Origin of the sequence: Marinobacter sp. G11 (assembly GCF_021282325.1) — a bacterium.
GTDB classification, from domain to species: Bacteria; Pseudomonadota; Gammaproteobacteria; order Pseudomonadales; family Oleiphilaceae; genus Marinobacter; species Marinobacter vinifirmus.
The window spans coordinates 22,931-43,805 of record NZ_JAJSPB010000018.1 but is presented as its reverse complement, the minus strand read 5'-3'; the positions used below and the strand labels follow the sequence as shown (position 1 = coordinate 43,805).

Below are 20,875 nucleotides of genomic sequence, written 5' to 3'. Positions count from 1 at the left end.
CTGGGAGGCTCCCAGCAGTGTGCCGTAAACCAAAGTTAAACACGATGCTCCACAGGAGAACGCAAAAATGAACTTCAAGAAAACCCTGGTAGCCATCGCTGCCGTAGCAACCTTCTCCTCAGCCGCCTTCGCTGAAAAGCTGTCGGTAGCTGCTACCCCCGTTCCCCATGCGGAACTGCTGGAATTTGTGAAGCCGGCACTGGCTGAACAAGGCGTTGAGCTCGACGTGAAAGTCTTCACCGACTACGTACAGCCGAACATCCAGGTCGACCAGAAGCGTATGGACGCCAACTTCTTCCAGCACCAGCCGTATCTGGACGAGTTCAACAGCGGCCGTGGCACAGACCTGGTGACTGTCACCGGTGTCCACGTTGAGCCGTTTGGCGCCTACTCCAGCAAGATCAAGTCCCTGGACGAGCTGAAAGACGGCGCGGTTGTGGCTATCCCCAACGATCCCACCAACGGCGGCCGTGCCCTGCTGCTGCTGCAGAAAGCCGGTCTGATCACCCTGGAAGACGAGAGCAAGATCACCGCCACCCCGCGTGACATTGCCGACAACCCCAAAGACCTGGACTTCAAGGAACTGGAAGCCGCCACGCTGCCGCGCATCCTGAACCAGGTCGACGTTGCCCTGATCAACACCAACTACGCGCTGGAAGCGGGCCTGAACCCGTCTGAAGATGCCCTGGTGATTGAAGGTGCCGAGTCTCCTTATGTGAATATCCTGGTTGCCCGTCCGGACAACAAGGACAGCGAAGCCATGCAGAAGCTGGCCAACGCCCTGAAGTCCGATGCGGTAAAAGACTTCATCATGGAGAAGTATGAAGGTGCGGTAGTCCCGGCGTTCTGATACCAACCGGGTAACCGACTGAAATCAAAAGGACAGGCTGAGACCTGTCCTTTTTTTATACCTGCAGTTGGCCGAAATGACGGGCCGGGTGTCAGTTGCGTCATGTGTCTGATTGCCTAAAAAAGGTACAAGTGTTCGCCGAAATAAGTAGTAACAACAATAAAACCCGGAGAACTCACGATGGAACGAATGAAACCCCTTCGCCAGCGCGGAGGAGCGGCAGCGTTGTTGCTGTCCTGCGTGCTGGCCGTCACCGCGACGACCGCCCAGGCCAAAGACACCCGCGATGTGATCTTTGTTGGTAACAACTGGGAAGGCATGATCGATGTGATCGACGCCGACACCTACCAGAATATCGGGCGTATCAACGGTATTCCCGACAAGCGCCGGCGCATGACCGAAATCCTGTTCAACCCGGTGCGGCTGGTATTTTTCAAGGCGGTTCGCTACCTGATCGGTGAAGGCCACGACCAGTACGTGGACGACATGTACAGCACCCAGGACGGCCGGCTGCTGATTGTCTCCCGCCCCAGCTTTGCCGATGTGGTGGCCATTGAAACGGCTACCGGCAAGATTGCCTGGCGCTTCCAGGTGGAAGGCTACCGCTCTGACCACATGGCCATTTCACCGGACGGCACCCGGGTGGCGGTGTCGGCCTCAACGGGTAACGTGGTGCATGTGCTGGATGTGAATACCGGCAAGGAAATCGGCCAGTTCCCGACCGGCAATTCACCCCACGAAAACGTCTATTCCAGGGATGGCAGCAAGATTTACCACGCCAGCATCGGCCATGTTTTCACCCCGCTGGACAAGAACCTGATGGACTTCACCAAGGGCGAACGACGGTTCCAGGTGGTGGATGCAGAATCCCTGGAAATCATCGAGCAGTTCGACTTTGCCGAAAAACTCGACGCGGCCGGCTACAGTGACCTGAGCCCCGCCATCCGGCCCATGGCCCATACGCCGGATGAACGCTTCTTCTACTTCCAGCTGTCGTTCCTGCACGGCTTTGTGGAGTACGACATGGAGCAGGGCGTGGTCACCCGCCGGGCGGCGCTGCCAAACCTGGTACCGGATATGCCACGGGAGCTCTACATCAACGATTCCGCCCACCACGGCATTGCCATGAACGGCGAAGGCGACACCCTGTGTGTCGCCGGCACCATGAGCGATTACGTGGCGATTGTGGACCGGGAAACCTTCGACTACACGGTGCTGACCGGGCTGGGTGAGAAGCCCTATTGGGTAACCACCAATGCCAAGGGCGACCGTTGCTATATTTCCTGGAGCGGTACCGACCAGATGTCGGTGATTGATATCGACAGTGCCAGCGAGATTGCCCGGGTGGATGTGGGGGATCATCCCCAGCGTATCCGCGAAGGCCGGGTGCCGGCCAGCTGGTAAGCCGGAAACAGAAAAGGGCAGGTTCAACCTGCCCTTTTCGTGACTGCTTTACAGAGCCGGAGGCTCAGTCGCCGCTCCAGTTGGAGGACGGGTCTGGTGTCATCCGCAGGTAGGACTTAACGGCCTTGTAGCCTTTCGGGAATCGTTTCTTGATTTCCTCTTCGTCCTGCAGGGACGGCACAATCACCACATCGCCACCTTTTTCCCAGTTGCCCGGGGTGGCCACCTTGTGTTCGTCGGTCAGCTGCAGCGAGTCGATCACCCGCAGCACTTCGTTGAAGTTACGACCGGTAGAGGCCGGATAGGTGATGATCAGGCGCACCTTCTTGTTCGGGTCTATCACGAACAGCGAGCGAACGGTCAGGGTGCTGTCAGCGTTGGGGTGGATCATGTCGTACAGCTTGGCCACTTTGCTGTCGTGGTCAGCAATGATCGGGAAGTTAACGCTGCAACCCTGGGTTTCGTTGATGTCCTTGATCCACTCCTTGTGGGAGTCCACCGGGTCGACACTCAGGGCGATTGCCTTGACGTTACGCTTGCCGAACTCGTCCTTCAGCTTGGCGGTCAGGCCAAGTTCGGTGGTGCAAACCGGTGTGAAGTCCGCCGGGTGAGAGAACAGCACGCCCCAGCTGTCGCCGAGCCAGTCGTAGAACCGGATGGTGCCTTCGCTGGATTCCTGTTCGAAATCCGGTGCGGTATCTCCAAGACGCAAGGTCATAGTCAGTCTCCTTTCCTTTGCACGGTTTTTGTACGGCCACTTTGCCAGTGTCTACCAGTAACTCTGGTACCGGATGATCCGGATAACAAGGGGTAGTTGACCCGGATCATCCAACACTTTGGTCACATCCTTATGACAATCCCTGGCGGTTAACGGTAACCGGCAGCCTTTTGCTTCTCGAAATATTCCCTTGTCAGCTTGAACACCACCGGGCTGAGCAGCAACAGTGCGATCAGGTTAGGCAGCGCCATCATGGCGTTCAGGGTATCTGCTACCAGCCAGATAAAGCCCAGGTTCACCGTGGCGCCCACCGGAATCGCAATAATCCACAGCACCCGGTACGGCACAATGGCTTTCACCCCGAACAGGAACTCGATGCTGCGCTCGCCGTAGAACGACCAGCCGATGATGGTGGTGAAGGCGAAGATGGCCAGTGCGATGGCGACCACATAGTTACCGAAGCCCGGCAGGCCGATTTCAAAGGCCAGTGAGGTAAGCGCTGCACCGGTTTCACCGGAGGTCCAGGCGCCGGAGGTGATAATCACCAGGCCGGTGATGCTGCACACGATGATGGTATCGATGAAGGTGCCGAGCATGGCCACCATGCCCTGCTTGACCGGATTCTTGGTCTGGGCCGCAGCATGGGCAATGGGTGCGGAACCCAGGCCGGCTTCGTTGGAGAAAATGCCCCGGGCCACACCGAAGCGGATGGCTGCCCACACCGCGGCACCGGCAAAGCCACCCTCGGCTGCGGCAGGGCTGAAGGCATAGCTGAAGACCATGCTGATGGCGTCCGGAATCGCGTTGGCGTTGATGGCCAGGACAATCAGGCCGATCAGCACGTAGGACACCGCCATGAACGGCACCAGCGCACTGGCGACCTGGCCGATGCGCTTGATACCACCAATCAGCACCATGCCCACCAGTACCATCAGGATAACGCCGGTTACCCAGTGCGGCAGGTTGAAGTTGGTTGCCAGCACATCAGCCACCGAGTTGGCCTGTACAGTGTTGCCGATGCCGAAGGCTGCGATCGAGGCAAAGACGGCAAACAAGACACCCAGCCAGGCCCACTTGCTGCCCAGGCCGTTACGGATGTAGTACATGGGGCCACCCACGTGATTGCCGCGCTCGTCGACCTCCCGGAAGCGAACGGCCAGTACGGCTTCGGAATACTTGGTGGCCATACCCACCAGGGCGGTCAGCCACATCCAGAACAGCGCACCCGGGCCGCCGAGGAAGACCGCCGTGGCCACGCCGGCAATGTTGCCGGTGCCCACGGTGGCAGACAGCGCCGTCATCAGGGCCTGGAACGGCGGAATGTCACCGTCGTCGTCATCGCCCCGGGCCCGGCCGCTCCACATCAGCCGGAAGCCGGCGCCGAGTTTCATGATCGGCATCAGTTTCAGGCCGATACTCAGGAACAGGCCGACGCCCAGTATCATGACCAGCATGGGCGGGCCCCAAACCAGCCCGTTGATATCATTAACAAAATTTGAAATGGCTTCCATGGAGACTCCCGGTTTTTGCCACGGATCTATTATGTTTTTTGGCCTTGTTCAGGCATAACTCATTGAGTTTAGTCGACTATTTTTTCATGTAAACCGTTTTTACCGCCGTGGTTTCCTATTTGCGGGCGAATTGCCTATGTTTAGGGTAACCGGAATCGCTTTCCGGCCAGTTGAATCTGACACCGAGGGGAGCAGTTGATGCGCTCACTGAAGATTTCCGAAGTGATGTGGAACCATATTGAACCCATCCGCTGTGGCACACCGCTGCCACGGGTGGTGAAGGCGCTGCTTGAGAACCACGTTTCCGGGCTACCGGTAGTGGACGACCAGCGCCATGTGCTGGGCTTTGTCTCGGAGCAGGACTGCATTCATGCACTGCTGGTGAGTAACTACCATGGCGAAGGCGAGCCCATGGTGGACGACGTGATGTTCCATAACCCGCTGACGGTATCCCCGGATATGTCGGTGGTAGACCTGGCCCAGAACCTGGGTGCCGGTAAACCGAAAGTGTATCCGGTGGTTGATCATGGGAAACTGGTGGGTATTGTTACCCGTACAGCCATCCTGTCCCAGCTGGCAAAGGCAGGCTATACGATGGAGAAATCCCGCTTTGCCAGTGCCGAGGACTGAGGCACCCATTCAACAGAATCAGGACTGCTATGGAACTGTTATCGACCAACGTCTGTTTTGACGGCGAACACCGGCGCTATCGCCATACCTCGGCCACGCTGCAGTGCGCAATGGAATTTGCGGTTTTCCTGCCCCCGGCGGCACTGGGCACCAATGGCAAGCCGGTACCGGTGCTGTACTGGCTCTCGGGGCTGACCTGCACAGACCAGAACTTCATGCAGAAAGCCGGCGCCCAGAAGCTGGCGGCGAAGCTGGGCCTGGCGATTGTCTGCCCGGACACCAGCCCCCGGGGCCTGAACCTGCCGGGTGAAGACGACAGCTACGATTTCGGCTCCGGTGCCGGCTTCTATGTGAACGCGACCGAGCAGCCCTGGGCTCCCCATTACCGCATGTACGATTACGTGGTGAAGGAATTGCCGCAGCTGGTGGAAAGCGAACTGCCGTTGAGTGGTGAGCGGGCTGTCAGCGGGCACTCCATGGGCGGCCACGGTGCGCTGATTTGCGCCCTGAAGAATCCGGGTTTCTACAAATCCGTGTCGGCGTTCGCGCCCATCGCCAATCCGATGGCCTGCCCCTGGGGTCAGAAAGCCTTTACCGGTTACCTGGGGTCAGACCAGGGACGCTGGGAAGAGTGGGATGCCACCCGGTTGATTCCGGGGGCCGAGGAGCGCTTGCCCCTGTTGATTGACCAGGGCACCGCCGATGAATTCCTGGAGCAGCAGCTGAACCCGGAAGCGCTGGCGGATGCCTGCGAGAAGCACCATCACCACATCAATCTGCGCATGCACCGGGGCTACGACCACAGCTACTTCTTCATTGCCTCGTTCATTGATGACCACCTGAACCACCACGCCCGGGCATTGGGCCTGGTGGCCTGACGCATCAGGCCTGCGGTTGCATATTGGCGTGGTATTTGAACGCCTGCCGGATATGCTCCCGCAGCTGTTTTTCGTCCCAGGGCTTGGTCAGGAACTTGTAGATTGCGCCCTGGTTGATGGCCTCGGTCACGGATTTCAGGTCGGTGTAGCCGGACAGCACAATGCGCACGGTGTGCGGATGAATGGCTTTCACCTGGCTGAGAAACTCGGTGCCGGACATTTCCGGCATGCGCTGGTCTGAAATGATCACCTGTACTTCGTTTTCCGCCAGCAGGGTGAAGGCTTCGCTGATGTTGGTGGATGACAGAATCCGGTAGCCATCCCGGCGCAGGGTCCGGGTCAGGGCCTTGATGATGTTCACCTCATCGTCCAGCAGCAGGACGGTTTTCTGCTCTTCCTCTGCATTATCACTGCCGCCGGCCCCGCGATGTCCGTGCAGGTTCATATATTCGGTCAGCTGCTCGAACGGCATGGGCCGCGAGAAGGCATAGCCCTGCAGCAGGTCACACTGGTTGCGGCGCAGGAAGTTGGCCTGGGCCTCGGTTTCCACCCCTTCAGCCACCACTTCCAGCGACAGGTGGTGGGCCATGGAAATGACGCCCCGGGTGATGGCGGCATCACTCCGGTTCTTGATGACTTCCTTGATGAACGAGTTGTCGATCTTGATCCGGTTGGCCGGCATCTGCTTGATGTAGGTCAGGCTCGAGAAACCGGTGCCGAAATCATCAATCGAGATCTGTACACCCAGCTCCCGGAGCTTGTGGAGTGTGTCGACCACCTGGCTGGTGTCATTGATGACCGCAGACTCCACCATCTCCAGGTCCAGCGCCTGGGCTGGCAGGCCGGATTCGCCCAGAGCCCGTTTGACCGTCGCCAGAAAGTCGGTTTTCCGGATCTGTACCGGCGAGATGTTCACACCCACCGAACAGTCCCGGAAGCCGGCGGCATGGAGTTTGACCATATCCCGGCAAGCCTGGTCCAGCACCCACTCACCCAGGGCAATAATCTGCCCGGTTTCCTCCGCCAGCGGTACGAAGTCTGCCGGCGATACCAGGCCAAGCTCCGGGTGTTCCCAGCGCACCAGAGCTTCCACCGAGCGGGCCTGGCCGGTGCGGGAGTCGATCATCGGTTGGTAGTAGAGGGTCAGGGCCTGGTTGTCGATGGCGTCCTGCAGCTGGTTGCGCAGCTTGACCCGGTAGCTGGCCTGGGAGTTCATGGCTTCTTCAAACCACTGCCAGGTGTTCCGACCCAGTTGCTTGGCCTGGTACATGGCCAGGTCCGCCTGCTGGATCAGTTCCGCTGAACTGCTGATGTTGCCGTCGGTTTCGGTCATGCCGATGCTGGCGGTCAGGTGCAGGGTAACGTCGCCAATCCGGTAAGGGTTGGCCAGGGTGCTCATTACCTGTTCCACCACCAGCTGGGCATCGCTGCCGTGGGTCAGCCCCGACAGCGCCACCACAAATTCGTCGCCACTGACCCGCGCCACGGTGTCGCCGGAGCGCACCAGTTCTTTCAGGCGGCGGGCCACTTCGATCAGGATCTGGTCGCCGGTGCGGTGGCCGAGGGAATCATTGATCAGCTTGAAGCCGTCCAGGTCAATGAACAGTACACCCACATGGCGGTTGTAGCGCCGGGCAAACTGGCAGGCCTGGGTCAGCCGGTCTTCCAGCAGGGTGCGGTTGGGCAGCTGGGTGAGCACATCGTGGCTGGAGTTGTAGGCCAGCTGGTGTTCGATGGATTTGCGCTCGGAAATGTCGTTCTGTACGCCCACGTAATGGGTGATTTCATTGCGCTCATTGCGGATCGGCGACAGGTACAGGTCGTTCCAGAACGGAGTGCCGTCTTTGCGGTAGTTGCGCAGCATAACCGACACTTCTTCGCCATCGGCCAGGCCTCGGTGGATGGTCTCCAGCGCCTGCATGTTGCTGTCATCGGGTGGATCCCCCTGCAGGAACCGGCAGTTGCGGCCCAGTACTTCGGCGGCGGTGTAGCCGGTGATGCGCTCGAAAGTGGGGTTTACGTAAACCAGTGGCATGTCGTCGGCACGGGCATCGGCCACCACCATGCCGTTGGAGCTGGTTTCGATACAGCGTTGCAGCAGTTTCAGCTGCCGGGTGTTTTCGATCTGGGCGGTTTTGTCGGTCAGGGTGAACAGGGCCAGTTCGTGGTGGCCAATGGTGATGTTCTGGCTGGCTACTTCCACAATCAGCTTCCGGCCATCCCTGGTGCGGTGGCATTCCAGCCCAGCCCCCGCTTGCAGCACTGTGCCGTCGCCATCCGGCTCGCCGGTGAGGGATTTATCGGCCAGGTCGGCAATGTTCAGGCCTGCAACTTCCTCCGGCACCACGCCATAGAGCGTGCGTCCAGCTTCGTTCATGGCATTCATGCGGCCGCTGCCCGGCGCTGCCAGGCACATGGGCGTGGGGTTATTCTCGAACAGCAGCCGGTACTGGGCTTCGCTGCTGGCCAGGTCTTCGGTGGCGACAGCACGGTCGATGGCATAGCGAATGCTGCGCAACAGGGCGTGGCCATCGATACGGCCCTTGACCAGGTAATCGGCGGCCCCCAGTTCCACGGCCCGGGCATCCAGCTCTTCATCGCCCTGGCCGGTCAGCAGGATAAACGGGGTGGTGATGCCTTCGTTCTTCGCCTGCTGGATCAGGTCAAGGCCGGAATCCGGCCCCAGGCGCAGGTCAACCAGCGCCACATCAAAGCTTTCCCGGTGCAGGGCGGCCAGGCCATCGTCCAGGCAGTTGTGCCAGGTCAGCCGGGTTTTGCCCGGGCTGGCTTCAGCCAGCAGGTCCTCGGTGATCAGGTAGTCGTCTTCGTCGTCCTCGATCAGCAATACGCGCAACATCGGGTCGGTCATGGCGATTCCCACCAGGTTTCCAGGGCTTTTACGATTTCGATCAGTTCGGTGTAACTGGACGGCTTCACCAGGTAGTCGTTGGCCCCCTGGGCCAGGCAAAAGGCCCGGTCTTCATCATTTCTGGAGGTGGTCAGGACGACCGTTGGCAGCTGTTGCAGGCTGGGTTCCGAGCGGATTTCCACCAGCGATTGCCGGCCGTCTTTCAGGGGCATGTTCAGGTCGAGCAGCAGCAGATCCGGCAGCGGCCCGGGGCTTTCTTCACCAAGCAACAGCGCCATCAGCTCCACGCCGTCGGAGACAAACCGCAACTGGCAGTGCTCGCAGGTTTCCTCGAAGGCATCCTGCAGCATCAGCTGGTCGTCCGGATCGTCTTCGGCGATCAGGATCACCGGGGGGCGGCTGTCGCTGGTCATATCAGGCCGCTCCCTGACCGCTGCGCAAGCGGATACGGAAGGTGGTGCCGGTGCCGGGCTGGCTGTTCAGGCTGACCGATGCTCCGTGGCGATCCAGGATTTTCTTCACAATCGCCATGCCGATTCCGGTGCCCGGGTAGCCTTCTTTCTGGTGCAGCCGCTGGAACGGGTGGAACAGTTTTTCCGCATAGCGTTCGTCGAAGCCGATGCCGTTGTCGCTGACCACCAGGGTCCAGGCATCGTTCGTGATGTCCTCGGCCCGCACCTGAACCACCGGTGGCCGGTCCGGGGCGTGGAACTTGATGGCGTTACTGAGCAGGTTTTGCAACACCTGCCGCAACTGCATGGCATCGCCCCAGGTTTCCGGCAGTGTTTCGGCGTCTACCTTGCCCTGGGCCCGGCCGATGCTGGTTTCCATATCCACCAGCACTTCGCTGAGGATTTCGTTGGTGTTGCAGGCCACCATGGGCTTGGCCCGGGTGGTTACCCGCGAATAGGACAGCAGGTCTTCAATCAGTGCCTGCATGCGCCCGGCAGCAGACTGCATGCGTCGCAGATAGTCTTTTTCCCGCTCGCCCAGGTCTTCGGAACGGGCAATCAGGCGGTCCGAGAATGCTTGTATCTTGCGCAGGGGTTCCTGCAGGTCGTGGGAGGCTACGAAGGCGAAGTCCTGCAGCTCCCGGTTGCTGCGCTCCAGTTCCTTCATGGTTTCTTCCAGCTGTTCCATGGCCTGCCGCAGGGCGGTGGTGTCACGGGCCACCACGTAGATCAGGTCGTCGGCACTGAGAATGGCGTTGATGTCGACCCAGTGGATACCGCCCTGTCGGTTGAGGATACGAACTTCCAGGTCTTTGATTTCCGCGCCTTCGCCCAGGGCCCACATGGCTTCCTGAACCGCTTCCCGGTCATCTTCGTGGATCAGGTCAAGGTAGGAGGTACCCAGCAGTTCATCCCGGGTGTAACCCAGGGTGTCGACAAAGTGGGCGTTCAGTTCGAAGAAATAGCTGTTCAGGTCGACGATGCAGAACATGTCGGGAGACAGTGAGAAGAACTGTTCCCGTTCCTGGGTGAGGATTTCTGCCACCAGTTCGTTGCTGATGTCCCGGCCTACGCAGAACAGGATCTGGTCTTCCGGAGACCACTCGGCAATCCAGGCAATCGTGATGACCTGGCCGTTGCGGTGGTTCAGCCGGGCCCGGAACTCGATGGCTTTGTCGTGTTCGCCGGAGATCAGCCTGGCCATTTCATCTTCGGTACTGGCCCGGTCTTCCGGCACCAGTAGCTGGCGGTAGGGCTGGCCCTGAAGCTCTTCGGGGCTGTAGCCGAGAATGGTGAGACAGGCCGGGCTGATCTGCAAAAAGGTGCCATCGGCACTGATGGAGCAGAGAATATCCCGGGAGAACTCCAGGAAGCGCTCGTTGATGTAGCGCAGCGCCCGTTCCTGCTCCAGGTGGTAGTTGAGGGTGTTATTGAGCTCTTCCAGCGACGCCGAACGCTGCCGGGCCTGGTTCCAGAACCGGTAGCTGGCAATGGCCAGGGCCACCACCAGTATCGACGCGCTGACAATGAGCAGAATCAGCCAGGGGCTGAAGCCGGATGAAACCGCCATTCAGTCGGAAGACCCCGCATCGTCGTCCAGCAGTACCGAACCATCGGCATCCCGGCGCACCCGGGTAATGCCCGGGTTGTCGGCCTCCAGGCGCAGCAGCTCTTCTTCCCGGGCCTTGATCATGGCCCGCTGGGCGTCGTTTTCCTTACGCAGGCGCTGGTTTTCTTTTTGCAGACGATAGAGTTCTACCGCGGAACTGATCGCAGCGACCACTTCATGGTCGTCCCAGGGCTTGGTCAGGTAGCGGAAGACTTCCGCCTGGTTGATGGCCTTGACCATGGATTCGCTGTCGCCATGGCCACTGAGTACCAGGCGGATGGCGCCCGGTTGCTTCTGCTTGGCAAATTTCAGGTAGGTGACACCATCGGCCATGGGCATCTTGTAGTCTGACAGGATGACCGCGTACTCGTGTTGCAGAAGGGCTTCGAGGGCTTCTTCAACATCGCTGAAGGCGTCGACCTGCCAGTCCTGCCGGCGCAACAAGCGGCGCAAGCTGTTGAGGACGTTCGGCTCGTCGTCGACCAGCTGGATTCTGATCATGCAGGGTTCTCCGTATCCTGGTTCTGCTGTGTGTGCCGGAGCGGTTCCGGTTGTGTTACCGGTAGTGTAATCCGGAATCGGGTGCCCTGCCCGGGCTCGCTGTGTACCTCGATCTCGCCATTGTGCTTCTTGATGATGTTGAAGGACAGCGACAGCCCCAGCCCGGTGCCCTTGCCGATGCCCTTGGTGGTGAAGAACGGCTCGAAAATGCGGTTCAGGTGCTCGCTGGCAATACCCTTTCCGGTGTCTTCCACTTCCAGGGTAATGCTATCACCCTGGTGCCGGGTACGAATGGTGATCTTGCCGAAATCCTCGATGGCGTGGGCCGCGTTCACCAGCAGGTTCATGATCACCTGGTTGATCTGGGAGGCAATGCACTCCACGTGCGGCAGCTCTCCGAAATCCCGGACAACCTCGGCTTTGTATTTGAGCTCGTTGTTCACCACGTTCAGGGTGGTTTCAATACCCCGGTGCAGGTCGGCCTGCTTGAACTCTTCTTCCTCGATGTGGGAGAAGTCCTTCATCGCCGAGATGATGGTTTTTACCCGTTCGATACCCTCGCGGGATTCGCTCAGCAGGTCTTTCAGGTCTTCCCGCAGGTAGTTGTAATCGATGTTGTGGCGGATCTGGCGCAGATCCTCCAGCGATGCCGCGGTGTCTATGGCATCGGTCAGCCGGAACAGGTCGTTCAGGTAGTTTTCCAGGGTTTGCAGGTTGGAATAGACGTAGCCCACCGGGTTGTTGATCTCGTGGGCAACCCCCGCGGCCAGCTGGCCGATGGCCGCCAGCTTTTCCGATTGCAGCAGTTGTTTGTTGGCCTGCTCCAGTCGGGCATTGAGTGCGTCCTGGCCGGTGTCGGTGGGTTCCTTGTCGGTCATTTGGGTGCCTGCCTGCGGGTTGGTTGGATAAACAATATCTGGATTGCATCCAGTATAGATTCACTGCCCGGTTTTTGCGTAACGTTTGGTTTCTGGAGTTCACGCCAAGTTATTAATTCTTCGTGAGATACGTGGTTGTTCAGGTAGAAATTTGTTAAGAATCGTTGTCGCGCGGCGACCGCTCAATTAGCTTGCGCTATTCTTGACTCCCAAATAAGACTTTTGTCGGATCCGGTTCCGCATGCTGCATCGTTTGAAGAACGATTTTCGCCTGTCCATCATTACCCTGCTCGGCGCCAGTGCCGTGCTGGGGATTACGCCGTTTGCCGTGCTTCGATTCCTGCAGGGCAACACCATGGCCGGCCTGCTCGATACGGTGATCCTTGCGGGTATTTCCTTCGGAGTGATTTACAGCTGGCTGACCGGCAACACCCGGGTGGGCGGCATGGTGCTGGCCCTGGTGGCCTGCAGCGGTGCGGTATCGGTTGGCTATGTGGTGGGCGAGCCGGGCCTGTTCTGGTTGTATCCCTGCCTGGTGACCACCTTCTTCCTGGTGGCACCGAAGATTGCCATTGTGCTGAACATTGCCTCGGTGCTGGTGCTGATGTCGTTCGGAGAGGCCTTCAGCTCCCAGGTGCAGATGTGGTCCTTTGCCTCCACGGCAGTTGTCGTCAGTGCCTGTGCCTATGTGTTCGCTTACCGGAACAAGAACCAGCGGGTGCGCCTGGAACACCTGGCCACCATTGATCCCCTCACTGGGGTGAAGAACCGGCGTTCGATGGACGAAGCGCTGGACCTGACGGCCGCCAACGCCGAGCAGACCGGGCAGTCCTATGCGCTGGTGCTGCTGGACCTGGATCATTTCAAAACCATCAATGACGATTATGGCCACGGTGTCGGTGACAGTGTGCTGACCGAGCTGGTAGCGCTGATCGAACACAATACCCGCAAGTCAGACCAGTTGTTCCGCTATGGCGGCGAGGAGTTCGTCCTGCTGCTGCCGGGTGTGGATGGCGTGGGGCTGCAGTCGGTAATGACCAACCTGCAGCAATTGTTGCGCCGGCGGCTGAAGCACCCGGGCGGGGCGGTTACGGCTTCCTTCGGTGTGGCATTGCTGGGCCATGGCGAAAGTGTGGCCAGCTGGCTGCGGCGTGCCGACAACGCCTTGTATGAAGCCAAGGAATCCGGCCGTGACCGGATTGTCTATGCAGACGCCCTGGCTCAGGCCGGTTCCGGTGCCGGCCGGTACCGGAACAGCCGCCAGCCCAGCAGCAAGCTGGCGGAGGTCAGCCCCGCGGTTAGTCCCACCCAGAATCCGGCCGCGCCCAGCGCCGGCAGCAGTGCGTCTGTAAAGGTCAGAAAGTAACCCAGCGGCAAGCCGATTCCCCAGAACGAGAACAGCATGATAAACATGGGGATGCGGGTGTCCTTGTAACCCCGGAGTGCGCTGATGCAGGTGACCTGGATGACGTCCGCAATCTGGAACATGGCGGCAAAGGTCAGCAACCGGACAGTGACCGCCTGTACCTCGGCATCACTGGAATACAGCGCCGCAATTGGCCCGGAAAACACATACAGGGCGCTGGCGAAGATCAGGGCGATGGCCGAGGCCAGGATCAGCGAGCTTCGGGAAATCAGCCGGGCAGTGTCCGGGGCCCGGGCGCCGATCAGAAAACTGACTCGCAGGGTCAGCGCCATTCCGATACTCAGCGGCAGCATGAACAACAGCGACACCACGTTCAGGGCAATCTGGTGCCCTGCCACCACCACCGGCCCCAGCGGAGCCAGGAACAGCGCAATAACCGAAAACATGCTGGCTTCTACGAAAATGGTAAAGCCGATTGGCACGCCAATGCGCAGAATGTAACGGATGCCCTGCCAGTTCGGTTTCACCCAGTCTGCCAGTATATGGAAGGCCCGGAAGGTCTTGCTGTAATTCAGGTACACCAGCAGGGCGATGGCCGCCGTTCCGTTCGACAAGGAGGTGGCCCAGCCGCAACCCACGCCCCCCATGGCCGGCAGGCCGAGCTTTCCGTAGATGAAAATGTAGTTCAGGGGCAGGTTGATCAGGGTGCTGAGCACCGAAAATGCCATGACCACCCGGGTGTGCCCGAGCCCATCTGTAAGGCCTCGCAGGGCGTTCATCAGCAGCATGGCAGGAATGCCCCAGGCGAAGGCATCCAGGTAGCCCTGGGTTATGCCGGCGGTGGTGGGCTCCATCTTCAGCATCGACAGCACCGGCTGTACGTTGGTCAGCAACAGCACCATCACTACGGTGCCGGCCAGGGCGATGTACAGCCCCTGCCAGGTAGCCGGCATGATCTTGCCGGTGGTGCGGGCACCGTTGTAGCCGGAGATGATCGGTTGCAGCGCGCCGAGCAGGCCCATGAAAAACAGGAACAGCGGCATCCACAGGCTGCTGCCGATGCCGACACCGGCCAGGTCTTCGGCACTGGCGTGGCCGGCCATCACGGTATCGATGACACCATTGGCCATCTGGGCCAGCTGGGCAATCAGGATGGGGCCGCCCAGAATAGCCAGGGTTTTCCATTCAGTAAGGGTGCGGCTGACCAGCGGTTGCCGGGTTTCTGGTAACGGTTGGTGGTTTTCGTCCATGGTGTTCCGGGTTTCTGTGCAGGGCGTATAGGGGGCCTTGGGCCGGCTGAAGATCATACCCTATCGCCGGTGTTGGTTCTTATAGGGACAAGCACGCCTTCAGAAACTGCAATTGCCGGAAGAAATCAGTAAAGTAGCAGCCCGGATTTTTGCAGGTGGCGCGCGATGAAACTGTTGGTTCTGGTTACGATTCTCTGGGCGTTCTCGTTCAGCCTGATTGGCGAATTCCTGGCTGGCCGGGTAGACAGCGACTTTGCGGTGCTCAGCCGGGTGTTGCTGGCCGCCCTGGTGTTCCTGCCCCTGACCCGCTGGCGCGGTGTTCCCGGAGGCATGAAGCTGGGCATCATGGCCACCGGTATGCTGCAGTTCGGTATCACCTACCTGTGCCTGTACCGTTCGTTCAGTTACCTGACGGTGCCGGAAGTGCTGTTGTTCACCATCTTCACTCCGCTGTATGTCACCCTGCTGGACGATGCCATGTACCGCCGGTTTTCCCCGGTGGCCCTGCTGGCTGCGGCCATCGCCACCCTGGGCGCCGGCATTATCCGCTACGACGGCCTGAGCGAAGACTACATCACTGGTTTCCTGTTGTTGCAGGTGGCCAATTTCACCTTTGCCGCCGGCCAGGTGGGCTACAAGCATGTAATGCAGCGTTACCCGCTGGAGCTGCCGGGCTACCGCACTTTCGGTTATTTCTTCTTTGGCGCGCTGGTCATCGCCCTGCCGTCGTTCCTGGTTTTCGGCAATCCGGACAAGCTGCCGGCTACCGGCTTGCAGTGGGGCATTCTGGCCTGGCTTGGCCTGGCGGCTTCTGGTTTGGGCCTGTATCTGTGGAACCGCGGCGGCTGCCAGGTGGATGCTGGTACCCTGGCGATCATGAATAATGCCCTGGTGCCGGCCGGCTTGCTGGTTAACCTGTTGATCTGGAACCGGGATGCGGATCTCGGGCGGCTGGCGCTCGGCGGCCTGGTGATTGCGTTCTCGCTGTGGGTGAATAACCGGTTTCGGCGGCAGGCCCTGGCCTGATCTCCTGGCCGGGGGCCGGCCGTAAACAACTGAACAACATTTCAACACTGGCACCATTTGGCCAGTGCTGGCAGAATCCGGCCCCAACTGCCCCAGCACTCAGGCTCGGCGCACTCACAATCCGTAATTTCCTAAAGCCAAAAGCACAGGAATAAAACTCATGACTCAGTCCAACTCCGCAGCTGACAGCGGTACCGGGGCTCGCGGACTCTGGTCTTCCAGACTCGCGTTTATTCTGGCAGCAACCGGTTCTGCTGTCGGCCTTGGTAACGTGTGGAAGTTTCCCTACGTAACCGGTGAAAACGGCGGCGGCGCGTTCGTTCTCGTTTACCTGCTCTGTATCTTCATCATCGGTATTCCCATCATGATGGCCGAGGTGTTTATCGGCCGGAATGGTCGCCACAACCCGATCACCAGTTTCCGGCTGGTGGCAGAGCGCAACCTGGCGTCTCCGGGTTGGCGTATTTCTGCCATCATCGGTATGTTCGCGGCCTTTATCATTCTGTCGTTCTACTCCGTCATCGGCGGCTGGGCGGCTTCCTACATCGGCCACGCGGCCATGGGTGACTTTACCGGCGGCACGGCTGACTCGGTAGGCGCCTTGTTCGGTGATTTGCTGAGTAACCCCGGCCTGTTGCTGTTCTGGCACACCGTCTTTATGGCGCTGGTTATCCTGGTGGTAGCCCGTGGCCTGAAGGGTGGCCTTGAGCGTGCTGCGACCATCCTGATGCCGGCACTGTTGGTGTTGTTGCTGGTGGTGGTGGGCTATGCCACCACTACCGGTCATTTCGGCGAAGCGGTCAGCTTCCTGTTTACCCCGGATTTCAGCGCCCTGACCATTGACGGCGTCCTGGTTGCCCTGGGCCATGCGTTCTTCACCCTGAGCCTGGGTATGGCCATCATGATGGCCTACGGCTCCTATCTGGGTAACGATGTGAAGATTGGCCGCACGGCTGTCAGTGTTGCCATCCTGGACACCGTGGTTGCCTTGCTGGCGGGCCTGGCCATTTTCCCGGTGGTGTTCGCCAACGGCCTTGAAGCCGGTGCCGGCCCTGGCCTGATCTTCCAGACCCTGCCGCTGGCGTTCGGTAACATGCCCATGGGCAGCCTGTTTGGTGCGCTGTTCTTTATCCTGCTGCTGTTTGCTGCCTGGACCTCCGGTATTTCCCTGCTGGAGCCGGTGGTTGAGTGGGTTGAAGAGAAAACCAGCCTGGGTCGTACCGGCAGTGCCATTGTCGCCGGCGGTGCCTGCTGGGCGCTGGGTATTGCCTCGATCCTGTCACTGAACGTGTGGTCCGGCGTGACTCCGCTGGGCATGTTCGCAGCCTTTGAAGGCAAGACCATCTTCGACCTGCTGGACTACTTTACTGCCAATATCATGCTGCCGCTGTCCGGTATGCTGACGGCCGTGTTTGTGGGCTGGTTCGTGGCGAAGGAGTCTCTGAAAAGCGACCTGGCCATGGACGGTGGTGCCTTTGCCCTGTGGCACAACCTGCTGCGCTACGTGACTCCGGTAGCCGTGGCAATCGTGTTTGTCTACAACCTGATTGGTTGATCCGGCGCGGCCGTTCTGGCCGCTGCCACACCATAAAAAAAACCGGCGCTGGAAACAGTGCCGGTTTTTTTGTGACTGGGATTTATTGGGCCCTACACCTTGCCGCCCAACAGGATACGTACGGCTGTGCAGGCATCTTCGAGTTCTTCGTCCCGGGGTTCCCGGCCACCGATGATGTCGCTGTACAGGCAGGATTCGGCGATGCGCACCATGAAGTAGGATAGGCTCTGTATGTTCATGGGCGGGCTCAGGTGCCCGGCGCGTACTTCATCCTTGAGTAAGCGGGTATTCACTTCCACCGTGCGGGCGTGCAGGGTGGAATGGGATGACGTGAGCATCTTGAGCGCGTATTCCGGATCCTGGTGCAGGAATTTCCGCAGTGGCGAAAAGTGCAGGATGGTCATGTTGATGTGACGGAAAACGCCAACGACATAGTCGACGCCATGGCCGGGGGTAATGGCACGGGCTTCTTTGTAGAGAGGTTCGTACAGGGACCAGAGAATCTCACCAATCAGCAGGTCCCGGTTGCCCACCCAGCGGAACAGGGTGGCGCGGCCTATGTGCAGGTCATCGGCCAGGGCCGCCAGGCTGATCTTTTCCCCTTTCAGCCACATTCTTCGGGCGCGTTTGAAGGCGTCCAGAGGCGTAGGTTTGGTGATGGTGTCGGTCACTGTGGTCTCTTTGGCTGATTTGCCCTTTATTCTAGCGATTGGCGCCTGTAGGGGCTATGGGTCCTTATACCCACAGGTCGCCAATGGGCGTATCCGGGCCGAAGTGATGAAGGACCTGGGCCTGGAACAGTTCGGCGGTGGCGATGGCGTCGATCAGCGCATTGTGGCCGGCGTAGTGGGGCAGACCGTAGCGGATCCGGCTGTCGGGCAGGCGGATAGAGATGGGCTTTTTCCCCATCAGTTGCTGCCACCGGCCGGGGTTTCGTTTGGGGTGCAGGTAGGCTTCGATGGCCATGGTGTCAATGACCGGGAAGAGCAGCTGTTCTTTCAGGCGCCATTGCAGGGCCATGTTCAGGAACGGCCGCTCTATGTTGCGGTAGTGCACCACGGGTATGCGGCCCTTGAGGTGCTGGAACAGGGTGTCGAGCACCTCGGCAAGGTCCGGGGCGTGTTCGATTTCGCTGTGGGTGATGCCGTGAATGGTAACGGTGTCCTGCTCCAGCGGCAGCTGCGGGCGGACAATCTGATGCCAGGCCTCGCCGAGCTGTATGCCGCCCAGGGTAAAAGGCACCAGGCCGATGCTGACAATGGAGTGCTTGTTGACGTCCAGGCCAGTGGTTTCGAAGTCCAGGGCGACCAGCGGAACGTCGCGCACGGGGGTGGTGGCATCCGGGCAGCCGGCATCGTAAAAGTCGCGAATCCGCGTGTCCTTTGCCTGTTCAGCCCCCTGGCGGTAGGTGTCTGGCCAGTTCCGGTTACTGTTGCTGCTTTCGATGGCGTTAGACATTCCGCGTGGCTCCGGCGTTGTAGCGGAAGCGCAGGAATTTCTGGGCATTGCTGACCACCTGGAAGGCGTCTTTCAGGTGGCTGCGTTCGAACGGCGACAGGTCTTCGGGGCGCACGTTGTTGTCCGGTTCCCGGCCCTCTTCAATGGCCAGCGCCTGGTGGCGGATGCGGACAATCGAGATGAATTCCAGGGCATCGCGCAGGTTGCCGGCGTCGTCGTCCATCAGCAGCTTGGTGTTGGCTACGTCCTTCAGGCGCTCGAAGGAGTTCTGGGAGCGGCTGCCACTGGCCAGCGCGTGTACCCGGATAAGGTCAGACAGCGGCGCGGTGCCCCGGCGTTTCAGGTTGAAGGTTTTCTGGTGCTTGCCGTCTTCTTCCAGCACAAAGGTGCGGAAGAAACCCAGGGGCGGCGTGCGGTTCAGGGCATTCCTGGCCAGGAACGTGAGGAAGCGCTGACTTCCTCCGGCTTTTTCCACAATCAGGGTTTTCAGCTGCTCGGCAAAGTCGGTTTCGCCGTAGATGCCGTCCAGGTCGAAGAAGATGTTGCTGTTGAGCAGGGCTTCGGCCTTGGGGTTATCTATCCAGTCAGTGAAATAGTCTTTCCAGACCCTCAGCGGTTGCCGCCATTTCGGGTTGGTGGCCATGATGTCGCCGGTGCAGTAGGTGTAGCCGCACTCGGCCAGGCCGTCGGAGACGAACTTGGCCAGGGCCAGGAAGTAGTCGTCGTGTTCTTCCGGAATGAAACTGTCGTCCAGGATCATGGCGTTGTCCTGGTCTGTGACCACCAGCTGCTCGTCCCTGGCCATGGAGCCCAGCGCCATGAAGCAGTAGGGCACCGGTGGCGGGCCGAGCTTTTCTTCGCCCAGTTCGAGTAACCGCTGGCTGAAACTGCGGCCGATTCCGGCCATGGCACTGCCGATCATGTGGGAGTTGGCGTCTTCGTTGACCATGCGCACGAAGCTGTCGCGCACTTCACGGCTGATTTTCTTCAGGCCTTTGACGTCGTTCTGGTGGTAGATGTTGCTCACCAGGTACAGGCTGCTCTGGCTTTCGTATTTGACGATGTCTGACAGCGCAATCACGCCGCGCACTTCGTCGCCTTCCATCACCGGCAGGTGGTGCACGTTGTTGTGGAGCATGGTGAGCATGGCTTCGAAGATGAAGGAGCGGGCGCTGATGGTGATCAGCCCTTCCGACATGATGTCGCTGATCGGGGTTTCCGAGGCCAGGGCATGGGTAACCGCACGGGTACGTAGATCCCGGTCGGTGATGATGCCCTGCAATTTCGGGCGTTCGCCGCTTTCATCCATCAACAGCAGCGCCGATACGCCATTGTCTGTCATGATTCTGGCGGCTTCCTGCAGGCGAACGGTGGTCGGAGCGGAAACCGGTTCCCGGGATATCAGGCGGGTAACCTTGGCGGTCATCAGTTCGTTGGATTTCTCTCTACGCGAAACCGCCGAACGCAGTCGGCTGCGGTCTTCAATCTCAACAAAGTCTGCAAAGTTTTCGTCGGTTTCCCACAGATGCTGAAAGGTGGTATCCGGAATCTTGTAGATCAGGCAATCTTCGATGGCTTTGGCGGGGAACCGGACTTTCTTGTTCATCATCAATCCGAACTGGCCAAAGATTTCGCCCTCGCCCACGCGGTTGTACAGCTCACCGGAGCGGCGGAAAATCTCCACGGCGCCGCTGCGGATATAGTGGAGCCAATGATTGGTCTGGCCGAGTTCAAGTATCTGGGTGCCGGCGCGGTAGTAGACCACCTCAATACCGCTGACAACTCGTTCAAGAAGTTCTTCAGGCATGTCATTGAACGGGGGGTATTGGGCAATGTGGTTGCGGATGTCCAACAGTTCGGCCTGCATGGGCTCTCCAGAGTGACTGAGTCTTGATTAAATGTTTGCGGTTGGCTGACCGG

17 protein-coding genes and 1 pseudogene are annotated in these 20,875 nt (G+C 59.6%); 7 read left to right on the top strand and 11 right to left on the bottom strand.

Translation table 11 applies throughout. The annotated features are described in order from the left end of the window. Positions 1-67: 67 nt before the first annotated feature. Positions 68-850, top strand: a complete 783-nt coding sequence (locus LWH94_RS12330; RefSeq protein WP_199457759.1) for a MetQ/NlpA family ABC transporter substrate-binding protein — start codon at positions 68-70, stop codon at positions 848-850. 180 nt (positions 851-1,030) lie between these two features. After that, positions 1,031-2,254, top strand: a complete 1,224-nt coding sequence (locus LWH94_RS12325) for a YncE family protein (RefSeq protein WP_232902401.1) — start codon at positions 1,031-1,033, stop codon at positions 2,252-2,254. Between the two features lie 64 nt (positions 2,255-2,318). Here the strand turns inward: LWH94_RS12325 and LWH94_RS12320 are convergent, their stop codons facing one another. Continuing rightward, positions 2,319-2,972, bottom strand: a complete 654-nt coding sequence (locus LWH94_RS12320) for a peroxiredoxin (protein WP_058342284.1) — start codon at positions 2,970-2,972, stop codon at positions 2,319-2,321. 149 nt (positions 2,973-3,121) lie between these two features. Then, the gene (locus LWH94_RS12315; protein ID WP_232902400.1) at positions 3,122-4,483 is read right to left on the bottom strand and encodes an alanine/glycine:cation symporter family protein; all 1,362 of its coding nucleotides are present in this window, start codon (positions 4,481-4,483) and stop codon (positions 3,122-3,124) included. 198 nt (positions 4,484-4,681) lie between these two features. Between LWH94_RS12315 and LWH94_RS12310 the strand changes: the two genes are divergently transcribed. Beyond that, positions 4,682-5,113 (top strand): CBS domain-containing protein, encoded by a 432-nt coding sequence (locus tag LWH94_RS12310; protein WP_022990545.1) that lies wholly within the window; start codon positions 4,682-4,684, stop codon positions 5,111-5,113. A gap of 29 nt (positions 5,114-5,142) precedes the next feature. Further along, positions 5,143-5,991 (top strand): S-formylglutathione hydrolase, encoded by an 849-nt coding sequence (gene fghA / locus LWH94_RS12305; protein WP_199457761.1) that lies wholly within the window; start codon positions 5,143-5,145, stop codon positions 5,989-5,991. 4 nt (positions 5,992-5,995) lie between these two features. Here the strand turns inward: fghA and LWH94_RS12300 are convergent, their stop codons facing one another. The 5 genes from LWH94_RS12300 to LWH94_RS12280 are packed head-to-tail and all read right to left on the bottom strand — an operon-like array spanning position 5,996 to position 12,300. Then, positions 5,996-8,860 (bottom strand): EAL domain-containing protein, encoded by a 2,865-nt coding sequence (locus LWH94_RS12300; RefSeq protein ID WP_232902399.1) that lies wholly within the window; start codon positions 8,858-8,860, stop codon positions 5,996-5,998. Continuing rightward, positions 8,857-9,273, bottom strand: a complete 417-nt coding sequence (locus tag LWH94_RS12295) for a response regulator (protein WP_232902398.1) — start codon at positions 9,271-9,273, stop codon at positions 8,857-8,859. The genes LWH94_RS12300 and LWH94_RS12295 overlap by 4 nt, the downstream gene beginning before the upstream one ends. A 1-nt stretch (position 9,274) precedes the next feature. After that, complete coding sequence (locus tag LWH94_RS12290; RefSeq protein WP_232902397.1) at positions 9,275-10,882, bottom strand: sensor histidine kinase; 1,608 nt, start codon at positions 10,880-10,882, stop codon at positions 9,275-9,277. Continuing rightward, the gene (locus LWH94_RS12285) at positions 10,883-11,422 is read right to left on the bottom strand and encodes a response regulator (RefSeq protein WP_199457765.1); all 540 of its coding nucleotides are present in this window, start codon (positions 11,420-11,422) and stop codon (positions 10,883-10,885) included. Further along, on the bottom strand, positions 11,419-12,300 hold the full coding sequence (locus tag LWH94_RS12280) for an ATP-binding protein (protein ID WP_232902396.1): 882 nt from the start codon (positions 12,298-12,300) through the stop codon (positions 11,419-11,421). The genes LWH94_RS12285 and LWH94_RS12280 overlap by 4 nt, the downstream gene beginning before the upstream one ends. A 241-nt stretch (positions 12,301-12,541) precedes the next feature. Here LWH94_RS12280 and LWH94_RS19535 point away from each other — a divergent pair. Continuing rightward, a pseudogene (locus LWH94_RS19535) lies at positions 12,542-13,450 on the top strand (GGDEF domain-containing protein); the annotation flags it as partial. A gap of 71 nt (positions 13,451-13,521) precedes the next feature. On the opposite strand, the gene LWH94_RS12270 reads toward LWH94_RS19535, so the two are convergent. Next, the gene (locus LWH94_RS12270; RefSeq protein ID WP_232902427.1) at positions 13,522-14,916 is read right to left on the bottom strand and encodes an MATE family efflux transporter; all 1,395 of its coding nucleotides are present in this window, start codon (positions 14,914-14,916) and stop codon (positions 13,522-13,524) included. Positions 14,917-15,081: 165 nt separating this feature from the next. Here LWH94_RS12270 and LWH94_RS12265 point away from each other — a divergent pair, with 165 nt between their 5' ends. Both LWH94_RS12265 and LWH94_RS12260 read left to right on the top strand, forming a co-directional pair. Beyond that, a complete protein-coding gene (locus tag LWH94_RS12265) occupies positions 15,082-15,942 on the top strand; it encodes a carboxylate/amino acid/amine transporter (RefSeq protein ID WP_094624411.1) in 861 nt (286 codons plus the stop codon). A 160-nt stretch (positions 15,943-16,102) separates the two neighbouring features. After that, positions 16,103-17,497 carry a sodium-dependent transporter gene (locus LWH94_RS12260; RefSeq protein WP_058342293.1) on the top strand — a complete coding sequence of 465 codons (1,395 nt, stop codon included), beginning with the start codon at positions 16,103-16,105 and terminating at the stop codon, positions 17,495-17,497. A 92-nt stretch (positions 17,498-17,589) separates the two neighbouring features. Here the strand turns inward: LWH94_RS12260 and LWH94_RS12255 are convergent, their stop codons facing one another. The 3 genes from LWH94_RS12255 to LWH94_RS12245 all read right to left on the bottom strand — a co-directional run bounded on the left by LWH94_RS12255 (position 17,590) and on the right by LWH94_RS12245 (position 20,822). Beyond that, on the bottom strand, positions 17,590-18,168 hold the full coding sequence (locus tag LWH94_RS12255) for a QsdR family transcriptional regulator (RefSeq protein WP_227508376.1): 579 nt from the start codon (positions 18,166-18,168) through the stop codon (positions 17,590-17,592). 64 nt (positions 18,169-18,232) lie between these two features. Further along, positions 18,233-18,955 (bottom strand): 3'-5' exonuclease, encoded by a 723-nt coding sequence (locus LWH94_RS12250; protein ID WP_232902395.1) that lies wholly within the window; start codon positions 18,953-18,955, stop codon positions 18,233-18,235. Further along, entirely contained in the window at positions 18,948-20,822 is a 1,875-nt protein-coding gene (locus LWH94_RS12245; protein ID WP_094624413.1) for a putative nucleotidyltransferase substrate binding domain-containing protein, read from the bottom strand. Before LWH94_RS12245 ends, LWH94_RS12250 begins: the two co-directional genes overlap by 8 nt. Positions 20,823-20,875 lie beyond the last annotated feature (53 nt).